Here is a 15,603-nt window from a genome sequence, read left to right on the forward strand (position 1 = left end):
CGCCCGGGGCCTTCCGACTCGCCTAAGGCATTGATGCGGCAGTGAACACATCTGCTCCCACACCCGGTCCCAAGCCGCCCGGCTCCGGGCAGCGCTGGCCCGAAGGATGGACCAAGCTCCACGTCTACCTGACCGACCTGACCGAGGTCAAAGCGGTCGCCGACTCCTACCGGCCGGTCATCGACCTCGCCGCGGACAAGGCCGTCGCGCACGAGTGGCTGCACGCCACGATCGCCTCGGTCGAGTGCGACGCCGCCGGCATCGGCGACGACGTGCGCGGCAAGCTCATCGACCGCCTGCGGCAGAAGGCCGCCGCGGTCCCCGCGTTCAAGCTCACCGTCGGGCCCGCGCTGGCGGCCACCGGCGGCGTCCTGCTTGACACGTTCCCCGGCACGCACTTCGACGCGCTCGTCGCGGCCTGCGTGGAGGCGATCAACGAGGTCGTCGAGGGCGACGTCGGCCGCCCGTGCGGCGGCCCCGGCCACGTCTCGCTCTCGTACCGCTCGGACTCGCTCGGCGTCGACCCGCGCCGCGGCGCGATCCAGAACAAGCTCCGCGACGTCCGGCCGGGTCGGACGGAAATCACAGTCACCGGCGTCGATCTCGTCAGAGTCGTCCAGAGCGAAGACGCCTCGACCTACACGTGGGAGCACGTCGCCCGGATTCCCTTGGGCCAGTAGGCATCTCGTTTTCAGAACGGGCGTCGCCTCCGGGCGGCGCCCGTTCAGGTTGACGCTTCGGACGCGAATCTGACACCATTTTGTCACTGCCCTGTGGCCTACTGTTGTAGTACGTGTCAGAGACCGGCCACGTGACGTTCAGGCGTGGTCGACGATGACCCCGCCTCCCCGTGCGCCGGCAGCAGCCCCGGTAGACCCCGGATCGGCGAAAGCCGCAAGTGTCAGGAGGTGTCGATTGTTCGCAGCCGATGACCGTCGTATCGCGACCCGAGCGACAGAGTTCGTCCGCCCCGCCGAAGAACTGGTGGAGCCCAGGCCCGTCGATCCGCCGGCCCGGGGCCGCGCCGAGGTCACCGAACCCTACGGCTTCTTCACCGACCTCGCCTCCGGCCACGTCCTGCACAGCGGCGAGATCCGCACCGCCTACGCCCTCGGCGCCCCCACCCCGCTCGAGGTGTGGCGGCGCAACCTCGAGATCGTCACCGCGATCCTCACCGCCGCCGGCGTCGACTTCTTCGCCGTGCCCGGCTTCAGCCTCACCCGGCCCGTCCTCGGCGCGGCCGCCGCGGACCGGCAGCGGGTGTGCGCCGCCCTCGCGATGCTCTGCGAGTCCACCGGCGGGCGGCTCACCGTGCCCGAGCCCGCGTTCCGCGAATCGGAGCTGGGCCTGAACCAGCCGGAGTGGGCCCGCCGCGCGGACATGGGCGACGTGCCGCTGGTGCGCGCCTCGTGGCTGTGGACCGACACCGGGCGCGACCTCGTCTTCGGGCCCGACTACGGCTGCGACGTCGAGTTCTGGACCGAGACCGGGGACGGGCACCTGCTGGCGCCCAGGCACAACCGCATCAGCCCGCTCGTCCGCCAGGGCGGCGCCCGGGTGTCGGCTCCCGGGCGCCTCTTCACGGCCCTGGCGAGCGGCGCGCACGCGGACCTCCCCGACCTGCCGACGCGCCCCGAGTTCGCGCGTCCGGGCCCCGACCACGTGGGCTTCCCGATCGACGTCGTCTACACCTGGGTCGACGGCGCCGACCACGCGTGGCGGCGGCGCCGCGCCGAGGCCGACCAGTCGCCGTACCACGCCGAGTCGGCGAACGAGGCCCGCTACCTCGACCGCGAGGAGCTGCGGTACTCGCTGCGGTCCCTGCACCTGAACGCGCCGTGGGTGCGCCACGTGTACCTGGTGACCGACCGGCAGCGCCCGCACTGGCTCGAGGACGCCCCGGGCCTCACGGTCGTCGACCACCGCGACCTGTTCGACGACCCGGACGCCCTGCCCACCTTCAACTCCCACGCGATCGAGACGCAGCTGCACCGCATCGAGGGGCTGAGCGAGCACTTCCTGTACTTCAACGACGACATGTTCGTCGGCCGCCCGGTCGGCCCGCAGCTGTTCTTCGAGCCGAACGGCCTGGCCCGGTTCTTCCCGGCGCAGACGTTCATCGACATGGACCCGGTCAGCCGCGCCGACTCGCCGCCGAACGCCGCGTTCAAGAACGACCGGGCGCTCATCGACCGCGCGTTCGGGCGCACCGTCTCGCGGATGATGAAGCACGTGCCGTACCCGCTCCAGCGCAGCGTCATCGCCGAGATGGAGAAGGAGTTCGACGAGGAGATGGCCCGGACCGCCAAGAGCGCGTTCCGGAACGTCACCGACGTCTCGGCGGTGACCCTCCAGCACTACTACGCGTACCTGTCGGGGCGGGCCGTCTCGGGGCACGCGCAGGACGCCTACGTGGAGCTGGGGATGCCCGACGTCGCCGAACGGCTGGAGCTGCTGCTGGAGCGGCGCGACCGGGAGACGTTCTGCATCAACGACGCCGGGCTCCCCGAGGAGCTGGTGGAGGAGCGCTCGCTCATGATGCTGCGCTTCCTGGAGGCGTACTTCCCGGTGCCCTCGCCGTGGGAGAAGGCCATGGCGCTGTAAGCGAACGGGCCCGGATCGGATGATCCGGGCCCGTCTTCGCTACTTCAGCCCCCGCCGCTCCAGGAGCGGGTCGATCTCGGCGTCGCGGCCGCGGAAGCGCCGGAAGGACTCCATCGGGTCGATGGAGCCGCCCCGGCTCAGCAGCGTCTCGCGGAAGTGGTCGCCGTTGGCGCGGGTGAGGCCGCCGTTCTCCTTGAACCACTCCACGGTGTCGGCGTCGAGGATCTCCGACCAGATGTAGGAGTAGTACCCGGCGGAGTAGCCGATCGAGATGTGCGCGAAGTACACCGAGCGGTAGCGCGGCGCGATCTCGGGCAGGTGGATGCCGGCGTCTTCGAGTGCTTTGCGCTCGAACGCCTCGACGAGGGCGTGCGGGTCGTCGCCTTCGGGGACGTCCTCGGGCGCGAGGCGGTGCCACGCCTGGTCGAGGATCGCCGCCGCCAGGTACTCGGTGGAGGCGAAGCCCTCGCCGAACTTGCCGGCGGCCTTCCACTGCGCGATGAGCTCGGCCGGGGCCGGCTCGCCGGTCTCGTGGTGCCGCATGTAGTTCGCGGTGACCTCGGGCCAGTCCTCCCACATCTCGTTGACCTGCGAGGGGTACTCGACGAAGTCGCGCGGGGTCGAGGTCATAGAGGTCTTCGGGTACCGGCAGGCCGACAGGAGGCCGTGGAGGGCGTGCCCGAACTCGTGGAAGAGCGTGGTCACGTTGTCGACCGAGACGAGCGCGGGCTGGCCCTCGGAGGGCTTGACGATGTTCAGGTTGTTCACGACCACGGGCCGGTCGCCGGTGAGGTCGGACTGGACGACGAGCGCGTTCATCCACGCGCCGCCCTTCTTCGAGTCGCGGGTGAAGAAGTCGCCGAGGAACAGGCCGAGCGGCTTCCCGCCGTCGAAGACCTCCCACACGCGGGCCTCGGGGTGGTACCCCTGGAGGTCCTTCCGCTCCTCGAAGGTGAGCCCGAACTCCCGCTCGGCGGCGAAGAAGACGCCGTCGACGAGGACGCGGTCGAGTTCGAGGTAGGGCTTGAGGGCCTCGGCGTCGAAGCCGTACTTCGCCTGGCGGACCTGCTTGGCGTAGTAGGACCAGTCCCACGCGGCGAGCGCGAAGCCGCCGCCCTGGGCGTCGATGACCTCCTGGAGCTCGGCGGCCTCGCGGCGGGCGTTGCGCACCGACGCCTCGGCGAGCCCGGCGAGGCGCTCGGCGATGACCTCGGCGTTCCCGGCGGTCTGGTCGGCGGCGACGTACGCGGCGAAGTGCTCGTAGCCGAGCAGGCGCGCCTTCTCGGCGCGCAGCTTCACCATCCGCAGGAGGGTTGCGGCGTTGTCCGTGCCGCGGCCGATCGTGGCCTTGTACAGGCGCTCGCGCAGGTCCCGGTTCTCCAGGTCCTCCAGGAGCGGGTGGCGCGAGAAGTTCGACTGGGTGATGAGCCAGCCGTCGAGGCCGCGGGCCTTCGCGGCGGCCTCGGCGCCGCCGATCTGGTCCTCGCCGAGGCCGGCGAGCTCGGCCCGGTCGGTGACGTGGACGGCGGCGTCGTTGATGTCGGTGAGGATCTGCTGGTTGAACTTCGAGGAGAGCTCGGCCAGCTCGGCGTTGATCGCCGCGAGGCGCTCCTTGCCGGCCTCGTCGAGCGCGGCGCCGCCGCGCACGAACTCGGTCCAGTACCGCTCGAGCAGGCGCTCGTCCTGCTCGTCGAGCCCCAGGGCCTCGGCGCCGAGCACGTCGCGGTGGTACCAGACCACCCCGATCCGCGCGAACAGGTCGGCGTTGAGCAGGATCTTGTCGGCGTGCGCCGCGAGCTTGGGGCTGACCTCGGACTCGATGGCGTTCAGCTCGTCGTCGGTGTCGGAGGAGAACTTGTTGAAGAAGGCCAGGCTGACCCGCTTGAGGGTGCCGAGGCCGGACTGCTCGAGGGCCACCACGGTGTTCTCGAACGTCGGCGCCTCGGGGTTCGCGGTGATGGCGTCGACCCGGGCGAGCTGCTCGGCCATGCCGGCCTCGAACGCCGGCAGGTAGTGCTCGTTGCGGATCTCCGCGAACGGCGGGAGCTGGTAGGGGAGTGCTGAGGGGGACAGGAACGGGTTGTCGGTCACGGCGGCTCCTCGCTGCGGTCGGGCAAAGTATGGCGGTGGCCGCATCCTATTGCCCGCACCTGCCGCGCGGCAAGGGCATTGGATCGGCAGTCGACAACCTCACCGCACGGCACCGGCGCGCACTACTATCGGCTCCATGTCTGAATCGAGTCCGCTGTTCGTGGCCAGCGACATCCACGGGCACTACGACGCGCTCACCGAGGCGCTGCGCGGACGCGGACTGGTCGACCACGAGGCGAAGTGGACCGGCGGCGACGCCCGGCTGTGGATCCTTGGGGACCTGTTCGACCGCGGCGAGCAGGGCGTGGCCGTGGTCCGCCTGCTGCGGCGGCTCGCCGGCCAGGCCGCCGCCGAGGGCGGCCACGTCGACACCCTCATCGGCAACCATGAGGTGCTGGTGCTCGGCTCCCGGCGCTTCGGCGACGTCGCGTTCACCGACGTCGACGGCATGGACCGGCAGTTCCTCCACTGGTGGGTCCTCAACGGCGGCTTCGAGGAGGAGCTCGGGGACCTCACCGACGACGAGGTGCGGTGGCTGGAGACGCGGCGGGTCCTGCACGTCGTGGACCGCTCGCTCCTGGTCCACTCCGACAGCGAGTCGTACCTCGCGTACGGGCGCAGCGAGGAGGCGGTGAACTCCGCGGTCCGCCGCATCCTCGCCTCCGACGAGCCCGAGGAGTGGTGGCAGCTGTTCCGCGAGCTGACCCGCCGCCACGAGTTCCTCGGCGAGGAGGGCCCGGCCCGCGTGCGCGGCATGCTCCGGTCCTTCGGCGGCGACGAGCTCATCCACGGCCACTCCACGATCCCGGACACCACCGAGCTCGAACCGGGCCAGGTCACCCAGGCCCGCCGCTACTGCGACGGGCTCGTCCTCAACGTCGACGGCGGCGTGTACCAGGGCGGCAAGTGCCTGGTGGTCCGCCTCAACTGACCGCCGGACGGCCGGGCTCCGGCGGTCCCGCGCCGCGCTTCCGCGGGCCCGGGGATGCTCCTCAGTCGTCCGCGGACGACGAGGAGAAGTACAGGCGCGGCACCGGCGGCGGCGTGGCCGCGCGGCCCGCGCGCGACTCCAGCCACAGGCTCACGGCCCCCGCGGCGGCGACGCCGAGCGTCGCCCACCCGGCGAGCGGGGAGAAGGCGACCGCGTAGCCCAGCGCGGCGGCCAGTGCGGTCGCGACGGCGGCGGTCACGAACGCCCTGCGGAAGGCGCGTCGATGTTCGCGGCGCGCGACGACTCGGTTCTGTCTCATATCCGACACAACGAGTGAGGCCCTTGAATCGACACGTTGCATGTGCAGGTTTCACGAGTTCGGGCGACCGAAACCCGGCAAACCCCCTGATAGACGACAGTGGACCGGGCCGCCCGCGCAAGACTGTAAGCACGCTCCACCAGAGCGTCACATTGGCAGTTCGCGGCCGTTGTGCGGGAGGCCGAAAGACGGTAAACACATAGTGTCGGGGCGCCGCGTGCGGCAGTCCGGTGCCGCGCCGGCGGAACCGAACCTCGTGCGGGTCAAGACAACCGAGCACTGCTGACAACCGCCGCACCGCGCCCCGGCGCGGCCGCGGCCCTCTGGCCGGGGCCGCGCCGAACCTCCACAACCGAATACCGGCACGCAACTGCGAGACACGATCCCCTGAAGTCCCGAAGTCCACGTGTAACTCCTAATTAGACGGTGGGGTCTTGACATGGAGTCCGAAACGCAACCGATGGGGCGGCGCGTCGCCTACTGGCGCCAGCGCCGCGGCATGTCCCAGCAGGTCTTCGCCGACCGCATCGGCAAGTCCAAGAGCTGGGTCGACAAGATCGAGCGCGGCGTCCGCCGCCTCGACAAGTACTCGGTCATCACCGAACTCGCCGAAGCGCTGAGCGTCGACTCCGCCCAGCTCCTCGGCCGCGAGCCCCGGCGCCGCCCGGGCCTCGGCGGCTGCCTCGACCAGGTGGAGGTCGAGTCCATCCGCCAGTCCCTCGAACGCTACGAGCGCCTCGGCCGCTTCCTCGAAGCGGCCCCGATCGACTCGACGCCCATCCCCGAACTCAGAGGGGCCGTGAACTACTGCTGGCTCGCCTTCGAGAAGGGCCACTACCCGGTCGTCGCCAGGTCCCTCATCCAGCTCCTGCGCGACACACCCGTCGCCGAGGACCGGCCCGTCGGCGGCACCAGCGCCGACGCCGCCGAACTCATGACGCAGGTCTACCAGATCGCGTCCACCGTCCTGCGCAAGCTCGGGGAGGCCCAGCTCGCCTGGCTCGCCGCCGACCGCGCCATCTCCGCCGCCAACCGCGGCAACGACCCGCTCCTGGCCGGCATCGCCACCACCCGGGTCGCCAACGCCCTCCGGTCCCTCGGCCGCTACCAGGCCGCGCTCGACCTGAACGTCCAGGTCGCCCACGGGCTCATCTCCGAGCACGGCGGCGAGTCCTCCAGCCCGGCCGCGATCAGCGTCTACGGTGCGCTGCTCCTCCAGGGCGCCATGGCCGCCGCCCTCGCCGGGGACGCGACCACCAGCGACGACCTGCTCGACAGCGCCTCCCGCGCCGCGAACCTCCTCGGCCGCGACGCGAACTACTACTACACCTCGTTCGGGCCCACGAACGTGCTGCTGCACCGCGCCGCGGCCTTCGTCGAGCTCGGCGAGGGCGGCGACGCGCTCGCCGTCCACGAGTCCATCCCGCCCGCCGCGCTGAACGACCTCGTGGCCGAGCGGCGCGCGCACCACTACCTCGACATGTCGCGGGCCTGCATCCAGGTCGGCGACATCGAGCGGGCCGGCCGGCACCTGGTGACCGCCGACCGGACCGCGCCGGCGGAGATCCGCTGCCGGCCGCTCGCCGTCGACCTCATCGACCAGATCCTTCACCGGTCCAAGGGCGAGCCCGCCCAGGACGTGCGCCGCCTCGCCGAGGAGGTGGGCGCCCTGAACTGAGGGTTCCGCCGGCCGCTCCGGCCGGCCCCCTCCCGTCGCGCACGGTGCGCGAGTGCGCCCGGAGCCGCCGCTGCTCAGGCTCCGGGCACACCCCTCACCGCGCGGGGCCGCCCGTCAATAGACTCACGGATATGCGCACGCTCAGCGAGATCACCGCCGCTCTCGACGACCTGTACCCGCGCCGCTGGGCCGAGGACTGGGACCGGGTCGGCCTCGTCCTGGGCCGCGGCGGGAACTCGGTCCGCCGCGTCCTCTGCGTCGTCGACGTCGTCCCCGAGACCGTCATCGAGGCGATCGAGGCCGACTGCGACCTCATCGTCGCCCACCACCCGCTCCTGCTCCGCGGCGTCTCCAGCCTCGACCCGGCCGCGGGCTACAAGGGCGACCTCGTCCACACCCTCATCGAGTCCGGCATGGGCCTCTACGTCGCCCACACCAACGCCGACGTCGCCAGCCCCGGCGTCTCCGACGCCCTCGCCGACCGGCTCGGCCTGGTCGACCTGCGGCCCCTGCGCCCGCTCGACGGCCCCGAGCACCACGGCACCGGCCGCGGCATCGGCCGCATCGGCCGCCTGCCCGAGGCCCTGAGCCTCACCGACCTCGTCGAACGCGCCGTCAAGGCCCTGCCGCGGACCGTGTGGGGCGTGCGAGCCGCGGGCGACCCCGACCGCCAGATCAGCACCGTCGCCGTCTGCGGCGGCGCCGGCGACTCCTACCTCGCCGACGCCGCGGCCGCCGGCGCGAACGCCTACCTGACCGCCGACCTCCGCCACCACCCGGTGAGCGAGCACCTCGCCGGAAGCGGCCCGGCCCTCATCGACGCCGCCCACTGGGCGACCGAGCGGCCCTGGCTCGATACTGTTGCCGGACATCTGTCCCGTCTGGTCGAGGACGTCATCGTCTCCGACCTCGACACCGATCCGTGGACCATCCACCAGAAACCCGGGGTGAACTGAGTTGCAAGCCGACCTCTTCGATCAGCGACGACTGCTCGAACTCCAGGCGGTCGACACCACCCTCACCCAGCTGGCGCAGCGCCGCAGGAAGCTCGACGCCGACCCGGCGTACGCGACCGCGTCGCAGCGCCTGCGGGCCCTGGGGGACAAGGCCGCCAACCTCACCGGCGACATCGCCGACCTCGACCGCGACATCGACCGCGTCGAACGCGAGGTCGACCTCGTCAAGAAGCGCGCCGCCGCCGACCGCGACCGCATGGCCGCCGGCGCCAGCGCCAAGGAGCTCGAAGGGCTCCAGAGCGAACTGGAGTCCCTCGCCCGCCGCCAGGGCACCCTCGAGGACGACGAGCTCGAACTCATGGAGCGCCGCGAGGCCCTCGACGCCGAGCTCGCCGAGACCCGCCGCCAGCTCGCCGAGGCCGAGACCGTCCTCGCCGACGCCGAAGCCGACCGCGGCCGCCTCCTCGGCGAGATCGAGGCCGAGACCGCCGAGGCGACCTCCAGCCGCGAGGCCCTGGTCATCAACATCCCCGACCGCCTCGTCGAGCTCTACGAGCGCATCCACGCCAAGCAGCCCATCGCCGCCGCCGAACTCGTCGGCCGCCGCTGCGGCTCCTGCCGCATCGAGAAGTCCCCGGCCGACATGATCCCCATCAAGTCCGCCCCCATCGACGAGGTCCTGCGCTGCGAAGAGTGCGGCTGCGTCCTCATCCGCACCGAACTCCCCAACACCGCCCCCCGCAAGCTCGCCTCCGAAGACGAGCTCAAGAAGTACGAATAGAACGAAACAGCAAGGGGCGGAACGCCATCGCGCTCCGCCCCTTCCCTGCGTTCACACCAGGGAGGTCAACCACCGCCGGCCTTCCGCAGGGCCGCAGTGTCCTCCCCGATCCGGACACGCGGGAGGGGCGGGGCGCCATCGGCACCCCGCCCCTCCCACTGCGTCTACTGCTTGCTGAACTCGGCCCAGCGCTCCACGAGGCGCGTCGCCGCGCCGTCGTCGATCGCCTTCGCCGCCAGCTCCAGGTTGCCCGCCAGGAGGCCCCGGCGCACCTTCACGTCGTGGAGATCCACGCCGTCGACCAGGCCCTGCCGCGACGCCAGCGCCGCGGCCGCGTTGATGAGCACCGCGTCCCGCACCGGACCGGACTCGCCCGCGAACACCCGCCGCGCCACACCCGTGTTGAACTCCAGGTCGCCGCCGCGCAGCGCCTCCGGGCCCGCGTTCTCCAGGCCCACTTCCTTCACGTCGATCGACCCCTGCGACACCCGCCCGCCCGAGGCGATCCACTCCGACGTCGTCGACGCCGTCGAGATCTCGTCCAGGCCGTCGTCGCCCCGGACCACGAACACCGAGGCCCCGCGCGCCGCGAACACCTGCGCCATCAGCGGCGCCTTCACCGGGTCCGCGCAGCCGATCAGGCCCGCCTGCGGCTGGCCCGGATTCGTCAGCGGCCCCAGCAGGTTGAACACCGTCGGAATGCCCAGCGCCGCCCGGATCGGACCCGCATGCCGCATCCCGGGGTGGAACGTCCGCGCGAACGCGAAGCCGATCCCGACCTCCCGCACCGACGCCTCGACCCGCTCGGCCGTGGCCTCCAGATCGACGCCCAGCGCCTCCAGCAGGTCCGCCGAACCCACCGACGACGACGCGGACCGGTTCCCGTGCTTGATGACCGGCACCCCCGCCGCCGCGACCACGATCGCCGCCATCGTCGAGATGTTCACCGAGTTCGAGCCGTCGCCCCCGGTCCCCACGATGTCGACCGCGACGCCCAGGTCCGACAGGTCCAGCCGGGTCGTCTCCGCGAGCATCCGACCCGCGATCGCGCCGATCTCCTCCGGCGTCTCACCCTTCGAGCGCAGCAGCACCGCGAACGCCGCCAGCTGCGCCGGATCGGCGTTCCCGGCCATGATCTCCGCCATCGCCCAGTCGGCGCTGGCCTCGTCGAGATGATCGCCGCTCGAGAGGCGCGCGAGGACATCGGGCCAGGTCGGACTGGTCATGCGAACTCCCGGAGAGAGGAATATAAGGCGGCGCGCTGCGCCGGCGCCGAGCCCGATGCCCGGCTGACCAGCAAGTCTACTACCGTCTGGCCCGTCGTCACGGGGTTGAGCGGGTGCTTCAGGACCGCATCGGCCCGCGACCACGCCGCCAGCCACCGGTCCGCGTCCCGCGCGACCACGACCGCGAGCGTCGGCGGCTCGTCGAACTCGTCGCGCAGCTGCCGCGCGATCCCGAGGCCGCCGGCCGGCTGCGCCTCCCCGTCGAGCAGCACGAGGTCGATCTCGTACTTGTCGATGAGGGCCACCGCCTCGTCGTACCCGCCCGCGACCGCGTACTCGATCCGGACGCCCTCGGCCGGCGCTTCGCCGATGGCCGAGCGCATCTGCTCGATGACCGCGGGTCGATGACTGTAAAGGAGGACTGCGTACTCAGCCGTTGAGGTGCTCACGCTTCGCATATTAAACGGGCCACACCGAAATGGGAAGCCCGGCGCGGCCACTTCCGCGACCGGGAATGCCTACAGTAGGCGAACCGCGAATGACCTGCGCACACTCCGTGAGAAGACGGGGGAGCCTACTCCGCGCGACACGCGCGAAATACACACCCCATGCGCAGGTTGACCGTGCCGGGCCGTAATAATGTGCCCGTGACTGCCGCCGAAGCAACTATCGACCCCAGCCGAATCCACTCACTGACCCGGCCCAATGTCGTCAGTGTCGGCACCATCGTGTGGTTGAGCAGCGAACTCATGTTCTTTGCGGGCCTGTTCGCGATGTACTTCTCCATCCAGGCCGCCGCGCCCGCGATGTTCGAGGAGGGCTACCACCACCTCGAGATCCCCTACGCGCTGGTCTTCACCGTGATCCTGGTGGCCTCCTCCGTCACCTGCCAGCTCGGCGTCTTCGCGGCCGAGCGCGGGGACGTCTACCGGCTGCGCCTGTGGTTCGCGATCACCTTCATCATGGGGCTCGTCTTCGTGCTCGGCCAGGTCAACGAGTACCGCAACCTCGTCACCGAGGGCCACGCGATCTCGTCCGACGGCTACTGGACCATGTTCTACCTGACCACCGGCTTCCACGGCCTGCACGTCACCGGCGGTCTGATCGCCTTCATCGTCTACCTCATCCGCACGACGATGGGCCGATTCACGCCCGCCCAGGCCACCGCCTCCATCGTGGTGTCCTACTACTGGCACTTCGTCGACGTGGTCTGGATCGCGCTGTTCGCCGTGATCTACTTCCTGCCGATGGCCCAGTACTGAGACTGACCGGCCGCCCGCGCCTCCCACCCGGACGCGCCTGCGGCCCAAGGCAAGAGGCCCCGGCCCTGCGCCGAGGCCGCACAACCGTTCAACGCGACGGCCGCCACCCGGAGGCGGCCGCCGGCCGAGCGGGAGCCCCGCACAGGGACCCCGCCCGGTCCGAGAGCTAGATAAAGGTGAGGCAACAACCGTGGCAGCATCAGCGAAACGCCGGCGAGGCTGGCGCAAGCGCCTCGGCGCGCTGGCCAGGTTCACCGGCGCACTGGTCATCGTCGGTGGGCTCTACTCGGTGTTCTCGCCGAGCCTGTACGCGCAGGAGGCCGAGGACAACGCGATCGACTCCGAGGTCGTCAAGGGCCAGGAGCTCTACGACACGAGCTGCATCTCCTGCCACGGCGACGACGGCGAGGGCATCGAGGGCCGCGGCCCGAGCCTCATCGGCGTCGGATCGGCGGCCGTCGAGTTCCAGGTGAACACCGGCCGCATGCCGATGGCCGCGCAGGGCGCCCAGGCGCCCGACTCGGACTACCCGGTCTTCACCGAGGAAGAGGCCGCCTGGCTCGGCGCCTACATCGAGTACCTGGGCGGCGGCGCCACGGTGCCCGACGACCTCGAGGCGCTCGTCGAGAACGCGAACGTCGGCGAGGGCGGCGACCTCTACCGCGTCAACTGCGGCTCCTGCCACGGCTACGCCGGCGGCGGCGGGGCCCTGTCCTCCGGCGCCCACGCGCCCGCGCTGACCGGTGTCTCCGACGAGGAGATCTACCAGGCGATGCTCACCGGTCCGCAGAACATGCCGGTCTTCGCCGACAACGAGCTCACCCCCGAGCAGAAGGCCGACATCATCGCCTACGTCCAGTACATCGTCAACGACGACAGGGACCCGGGCGGCGTCTTCACCCTCGGACGGTACGGCCCGTCCACCGAAGGTCTGGCCATCTTCCTGGTCGGCATGACTGCGCTCCTGCTGACCACGCTCTGGATTGCAGGTAAATCGTGAGTGCCCACACTGACAGCGCCCGTGACGAGGGCGCGGCGGTCGACCTCAGCGACCCGAAGCTGACCCGCTTCGAGGTCTACAAAGAGGGCCTGCGCCGCGACGACATCGAGATCATCCACTACGAGCCGCGGTTCGCGAAGCCGGGGACGAAGGCCGAGAAGCGCATGGAGCGCATCGTCGCCGGCCTCTTCCTCCTCTCGGGCCTGTTCGCGACCCTGTTCGTGGTCGCGTTCATCTGGTGGCCCTGGGAGTACGAGGGCGCCGCGACCTGGCGCGACCCGCAGACCTGGTACACCCCGGTCATCGGCTTCACGCTCGGGTTCTCGCTGCTGTTCTTCGCGGTCGGCGTGCTCACCTGGGCCAAGAAGCTCCTCCCGATCGAGGAGCTGGTCCAGGACCGCCACGACGGCGGCTCCTCCAAGGAGGACCGGCGCATCGCCGAGTCCACCGTCGACACCATCGTCGACGACATGGGCCTGCGCCGCCGCCCGTTCCTGGTGAAGTCGGCCCTGCTGGCCGCCGCGCCGCTCGGCCTCGCCGCGGTCGCCCCCCTGGGCGCCCTCATCAAGGACCCGGCCGACATGTACACCGTCACCGGCTGGAACGCCGAGCGGTACAACGACGGCGAGCCGATCCGGCTCATGATGAAGGACGGGGCGCTCGTGCGGCCCGACATGGTCTCCGCCGGCGGCCAGATCACCGTCTACCCGGCGATCGACCACGGTGCGACCAACCAGTTCCCGACCGCCCCGACCCTGCTCATCCACCTGCGGGAAGCCGACGCGGCCAAGCTGCGCGAGAACCTGTACCCGATGTACCAGGACGTGGACGCCATCTGGGGCAACTTCGTCGCCTACTCCAAGATCTGCACCCACGTGGGCTGTCCGGCCTCGCTGTACGAGCAGCAGAGCCAGCGCCTGCTGTGCCCGTGCCACCAGTCGCAGTTCAACGTGGTCGACAACGCCGCCCCCGTGTTCGGCCCGGCCACCCGGCACCTGCCGATGCTGCCGATCACGGTCGACGACGAGGGCTACTTCGTCGCCACGTCGGACTTCCTGGTGCCCCCGGGCCCGGCGTTCTGGAACCGCCCGTCCCTCCCCGAGGAGGATGAGAAGTGAAACGCCGCAACGGCTCTAGCGACAGCCTGCTGACGAAGGCGGGCGGCGAGCTCGACGACCGCTTCAAGCTCGCCGGACCGGCCCGGGTCCTGTTCAACAAGGTCTTCCCGGACCACTGGTCGTTCCTCCTGGGCGAGATCGCGCTGTTCTCGTTCATCCTGCTGCTCCTGTCGGGCACGTTCCTGGCGCTGTTCTTCGAGCCGTCGATGGTCGAGGTGACCTACCACGGCGCGTACGTGCCGCTCCAGGGCATCGAGATGTCGCGCGCCTACGAGTCGGCGCTGGACCTCTCCTTCGAGGTCCGCGGCGGCCTGTTCATGCGGCAGATGCACCACTGGGCGACGCTGCTGTTCATGGCCTCGATCCTGATCCACATGCTCCGGATCTTCTTCACCGGCGCGTTCCGCGCGCCGCGCGAGACGAACTGGATGATCGGCATCCTGCTGTTCTGGGTCGGCTTCTTCGAGGGCTTCTTCGGCTACTCGCTCCCGGACGACGGCCTCTCCGGCACCGGCCTCCGCATCATGGAGGGCATGACCGCCTCCGTGCCGTTCATCGGCCCGTGGGCCTCGGCGGCGCTGTTCCGCGGCCAGTTCCCGGGCACCGACGTGATCTCGATGATCTACATCATCCACGTCTTCATCTTCCCGCTGATCCTGCTGGCGCTCATCACGGTCCACGTGGCCCTGGTGTTCATCCAGAAGCACACGCAGTGGCCCGGACCGGGGCGCACCGAGCACAACGTGGTCGGCTTCCGCATGTTCCCGAACTACGTCATGAAGCAGGTCGGCTTCATGCTCTTCATCTGGGGCGTGATCGCCGCGATGGCGGGCCTGTTCCAGATCAACCCGATCTGGCTGTTCGGGCCGTACGAGGTCTCGGTCGTGTCCTCGGCCTCGCAGCCCGACTTCTACGTCATGTACCTGGACGGCCTCATCCGCCTGTTCCCGGCGTGGGAGTTCCGGGTGCCGCCGTACTTCACGCTGCCGGCGGTGTTCTGGCCGGCGATCGCGGGCATGGGCCTGTCGGTGCTGCTCCCGCTGGTGTACCCGGCGCTGGAGCGGCGGTTCACCAAGGACCGCGGGCACCACAACCTGCTCCAGCGCCCGCGCGACAACCCGGGCCGCACCAGCCTCGGCGTCATGGTCGTGGTCTTCTGGACCGTCGGCGCCGTCTCCGGCGGCAACGACGTGTTCGCCGAGAAGTTCGACATCTCGCTGAACGCCATGACCTGGGCCGGCCGCATCGGGATCGTGATCCTGCCGATCATCGCGTACTACCTGACGTACCGGATCTGCCTGGGCCTCCAGCAGCACGACCGCGAGGTCCTCGCGCACGGCCTGGAGACGGGCATCCTCATGCGCGACCCGAACGGGCGCTTCTACGAGGTGCACCAGCCGCTGGCCGAGCCGGACGAGCACGGGCACACCGAGCTGGAGTACAACGGCTGGGTCGTGCCGAAGAAGATGAACCGCGTCGGCGCGCTCCCGCCGACCGACCGCGGCTTCTTCAAGTCGATCGAGGAGCCGTCCGAGAACGGCGCCGCGCGCGACGAGATCGAGTCGGGCAAGCACTAGCGAGACGCTGAGACGGGCCCCGCCGGAAGGCGGGGCCCGTCTTTCGCGTATCGGGAATTC

14 protein-coding genes are annotated in these 15,603 nt (G+C 70.6%); 10 read left to right on the top strand and 4 right to left on the bottom strand.

Going from position 1 to position 15,603, the window contains the following annotated elements:
* Positions 1-41: 41 nt before the first annotated feature.
* Together EIW28_RS08715 and EIW28_RS08720 are read left to right on the top strand one after the other, a co-directional pair.
* Positions 42-680, top strand: coding sequence for a 2'-5' RNA ligase family protein (locus EIW28_RS08715; RefSeq protein ID WP_125247299.1), 639 nt, complete (start codon positions 42-44; stop codon positions 678-680).
* A gap of 304 nt (positions 681-984) precedes the next feature.
* Entirely contained in the window at positions 985-2,604 is a 1,620-nt protein-coding gene (locus EIW28_RS08720) for a stealth family protein (RefSeq protein ID WP_125247300.1), read from the top strand.
* A 39-nt stretch (positions 2,605-2,643) separates the two neighbouring features.
* Here EIW28_RS08720 and EIW28_RS08725 read toward each other — a convergent pair whose 3' ends face one another.
* Complete coding sequence (locus tag EIW28_RS08725) at positions 2,644-4,740, bottom strand: M3 family metallopeptidase (protein ID WP_125247301.1); 2,097 nt, start codon at positions 4,738-4,740, stop codon at positions 2,644-2,646.
* A 91-nt stretch (positions 4,741-4,831) separates the two neighbouring features.
* On the opposite strand from EIW28_RS08725, the gene EIW28_RS08730 reads away from it, so the two are divergent.
* A complete protein-coding gene (locus EIW28_RS08730; protein WP_125247302.1) occupies positions 4,832-5,626 on the top strand; it encodes a metallophosphoesterase in 795 nt (264 codons plus the stop codon).
* A 61-nt stretch (positions 5,627-5,687) separates the two neighbouring features.
* Here the strand turns inward: EIW28_RS08730 and EIW28_RS08735 are convergent, their stop codons facing one another.
* Positions 5,688-5,945, bottom strand: a complete 258-nt coding sequence (locus tag EIW28_RS08735) for a hypothetical protein (RefSeq protein WP_125247303.1) — start codon at positions 5,943-5,945, stop codon at positions 5,688-5,690.
* Positions 5,946-6,384: 439 nt separating this feature from the next.
* Between EIW28_RS08735 and EIW28_RS08740 the strand changes: the two genes are divergently transcribed.
* The 3 genes from EIW28_RS08740 to EIW28_RS08750 all read left to right on the top strand — a co-directional run bounded on the left by EIW28_RS08740 (position 6,385) and on the right by EIW28_RS08750 (position 9,360).
* A complete protein-coding gene (locus tag EIW28_RS08740; RefSeq protein WP_125247304.1) occupies positions 6,385-7,623 on the top strand; it encodes a helix-turn-helix domain-containing protein in 1,239 nt (412 codons plus the stop codon).
* A gap of 131 nt (positions 7,624-7,754) precedes the next feature.
* Positions 7,755-8,579 carry a Nif3-like dinuclear metal center hexameric protein gene (locus EIW28_RS08745; protein ID WP_125247305.1) on the top strand — a complete coding sequence of 275 codons (825 nt, stop codon included), beginning with the start codon at positions 7,755-7,757 and terminating at the stop codon, positions 8,577-8,579.
* Between the two features lies 1 nt (position 8,580).
* Positions 8,581-9,360, top strand: a complete 780-nt coding sequence (locus EIW28_RS08750; protein ID WP_125247306.1) for a zinc ribbon domain-containing protein — start codon at positions 8,581-8,583, stop codon at positions 9,358-9,360.
* Between the two features lie 164 nt (positions 9,361-9,524).
* Here the strand turns inward: EIW28_RS08750 and trpD are convergent, their stop codons facing one another.
* Positions 9,525-10,586, bottom strand: coding sequence for an anthranilate phosphoribosyltransferase (gene trpD / locus EIW28_RS08755; protein WP_125247307.1), 1,062 nt, complete (start codon positions 10,584-10,586; stop codon positions 9,525-9,527).
* The gene (locus EIW28_RS08760; RefSeq protein ID WP_408612197.1) at positions 10,583-10,969 is read right to left on the bottom strand and encodes a hypothetical protein; all 387 of its coding nucleotides are present in this window, start codon (positions 10,967-10,969) and stop codon (positions 10,583-10,585) included. Before EIW28_RS08760 ends, trpD begins: the two co-directional genes overlap by 4 nt.
* Positions 10,970-11,233: 264 nt before the next feature.
* Between EIW28_RS08760 and ctaE the strand changes: the two genes are divergently transcribed.
* The 4 genes from ctaE (at position 11,234) to qcrB (ending at position 15,543) form a co-directional block, all read left to right on the top strand.
* The gene (gene ctaE, locus EIW28_RS08765; RefSeq protein WP_125247309.1) at positions 11,234-11,848 is read left to right on the top strand and encodes an aa3-type cytochrome oxidase subunit III; all 615 of its coding nucleotides are present in this window, start codon (positions 11,234-11,236) and stop codon (positions 11,846-11,848) included.
* A gap of 190 nt (positions 11,849-12,038) precedes the next feature.
* Entirely contained in the window at positions 12,039-12,848 is an 810-nt protein-coding gene (gene qcrC, locus EIW28_RS08770) for a cytochrome bc1 complex diheme cytochrome c subunit (RefSeq protein WP_125247310.1), read from the top strand.
* Positions 12,842-13,966, top strand: coding sequence for a cytochrome bc1 complex Rieske iron-sulfur subunit (qcrA, locus tag EIW28_RS08775; protein WP_408612198.1), 1,125 nt, complete (start codon positions 12,842-12,844; stop codon positions 13,964-13,966). Before qcrC ends, qcrA begins: the two co-directional genes overlap by 7 nt.
* Positions 13,963-15,543: a cytochrome bc1 complex cytochrome b subunit gene (gene qcrB, locus EIW28_RS08780; protein WP_125247312.1), complete on the top strand. Its 1,581-nt coding sequence runs from the start codon at positions 13,963-13,965 to the stop codon at positions 15,541-15,543. Before qcrA ends, qcrB begins: the two co-directional genes overlap by 4 nt.
* The last annotated feature ends 60 nt before the right edge of the window (positions 15,544-15,603 follow it).

Source organism: Glycomyces terrestris (assembly GCF_003933745.1).
GTDB lineage: Bacteria > Actinomycetota > Actinomycetes > Mycobacteriales > Micromonosporaceae > Glycomyces > Glycomyces terrestris.

Excerpts from the sequence above, each read along its gene's own strand:
- EIW28_RS08725 (WP_125247301.1), bottom strand. The coding sequence starts at position 4,740 with ATGCGGCCACCGCCATACTTTGCCCGACCGCAGCGAGGAGCCGCCGTG.
- EIW28_RS08730 (WP_125247302.1), top strand. The coding sequence starts at position 4,832 with ATGTCTGAATCGAGTCCGCTGTTCGTGGCCAGCGACATCCACGGGCAC.
- EIW28_RS08735 (WP_125247303.1), bottom strand. The coding sequence starts at position 5,945 with ATGAGACAGAACCGAGTCGTCGCGCGCCGCGAACATCGACGCGCCTTC.
- EIW28_RS08740 (WP_125247304.1), top strand. The coding sequence starts at position 6,385 with ATGGAGTCCGAAACGCAACCGATGGGGCGGCGCGTCGCCTACTGGCGC.
- EIW28_RS08745 (WP_125247305.1), top strand. The coding sequence starts at position 7,755 with ATGCGCACGCTCAGCGAGATCACCGCCGCTCTCGACGACCTGTACCCG.
- trpD (WP_125247307.1), bottom strand. The coding sequence starts at position 10,586 with ATGACCAGTCCGACCTGGCCCGATGTCCTCGCGCGCCTCTCGAGCGGC.
- EIW28_RS08760 (WP_408612197.1), bottom strand. The coding sequence starts at position 10,969 with ATGCGCTCGGCCATCGGCGAAGCGCCGGCCGAGGGCGTCCGGATCGAG.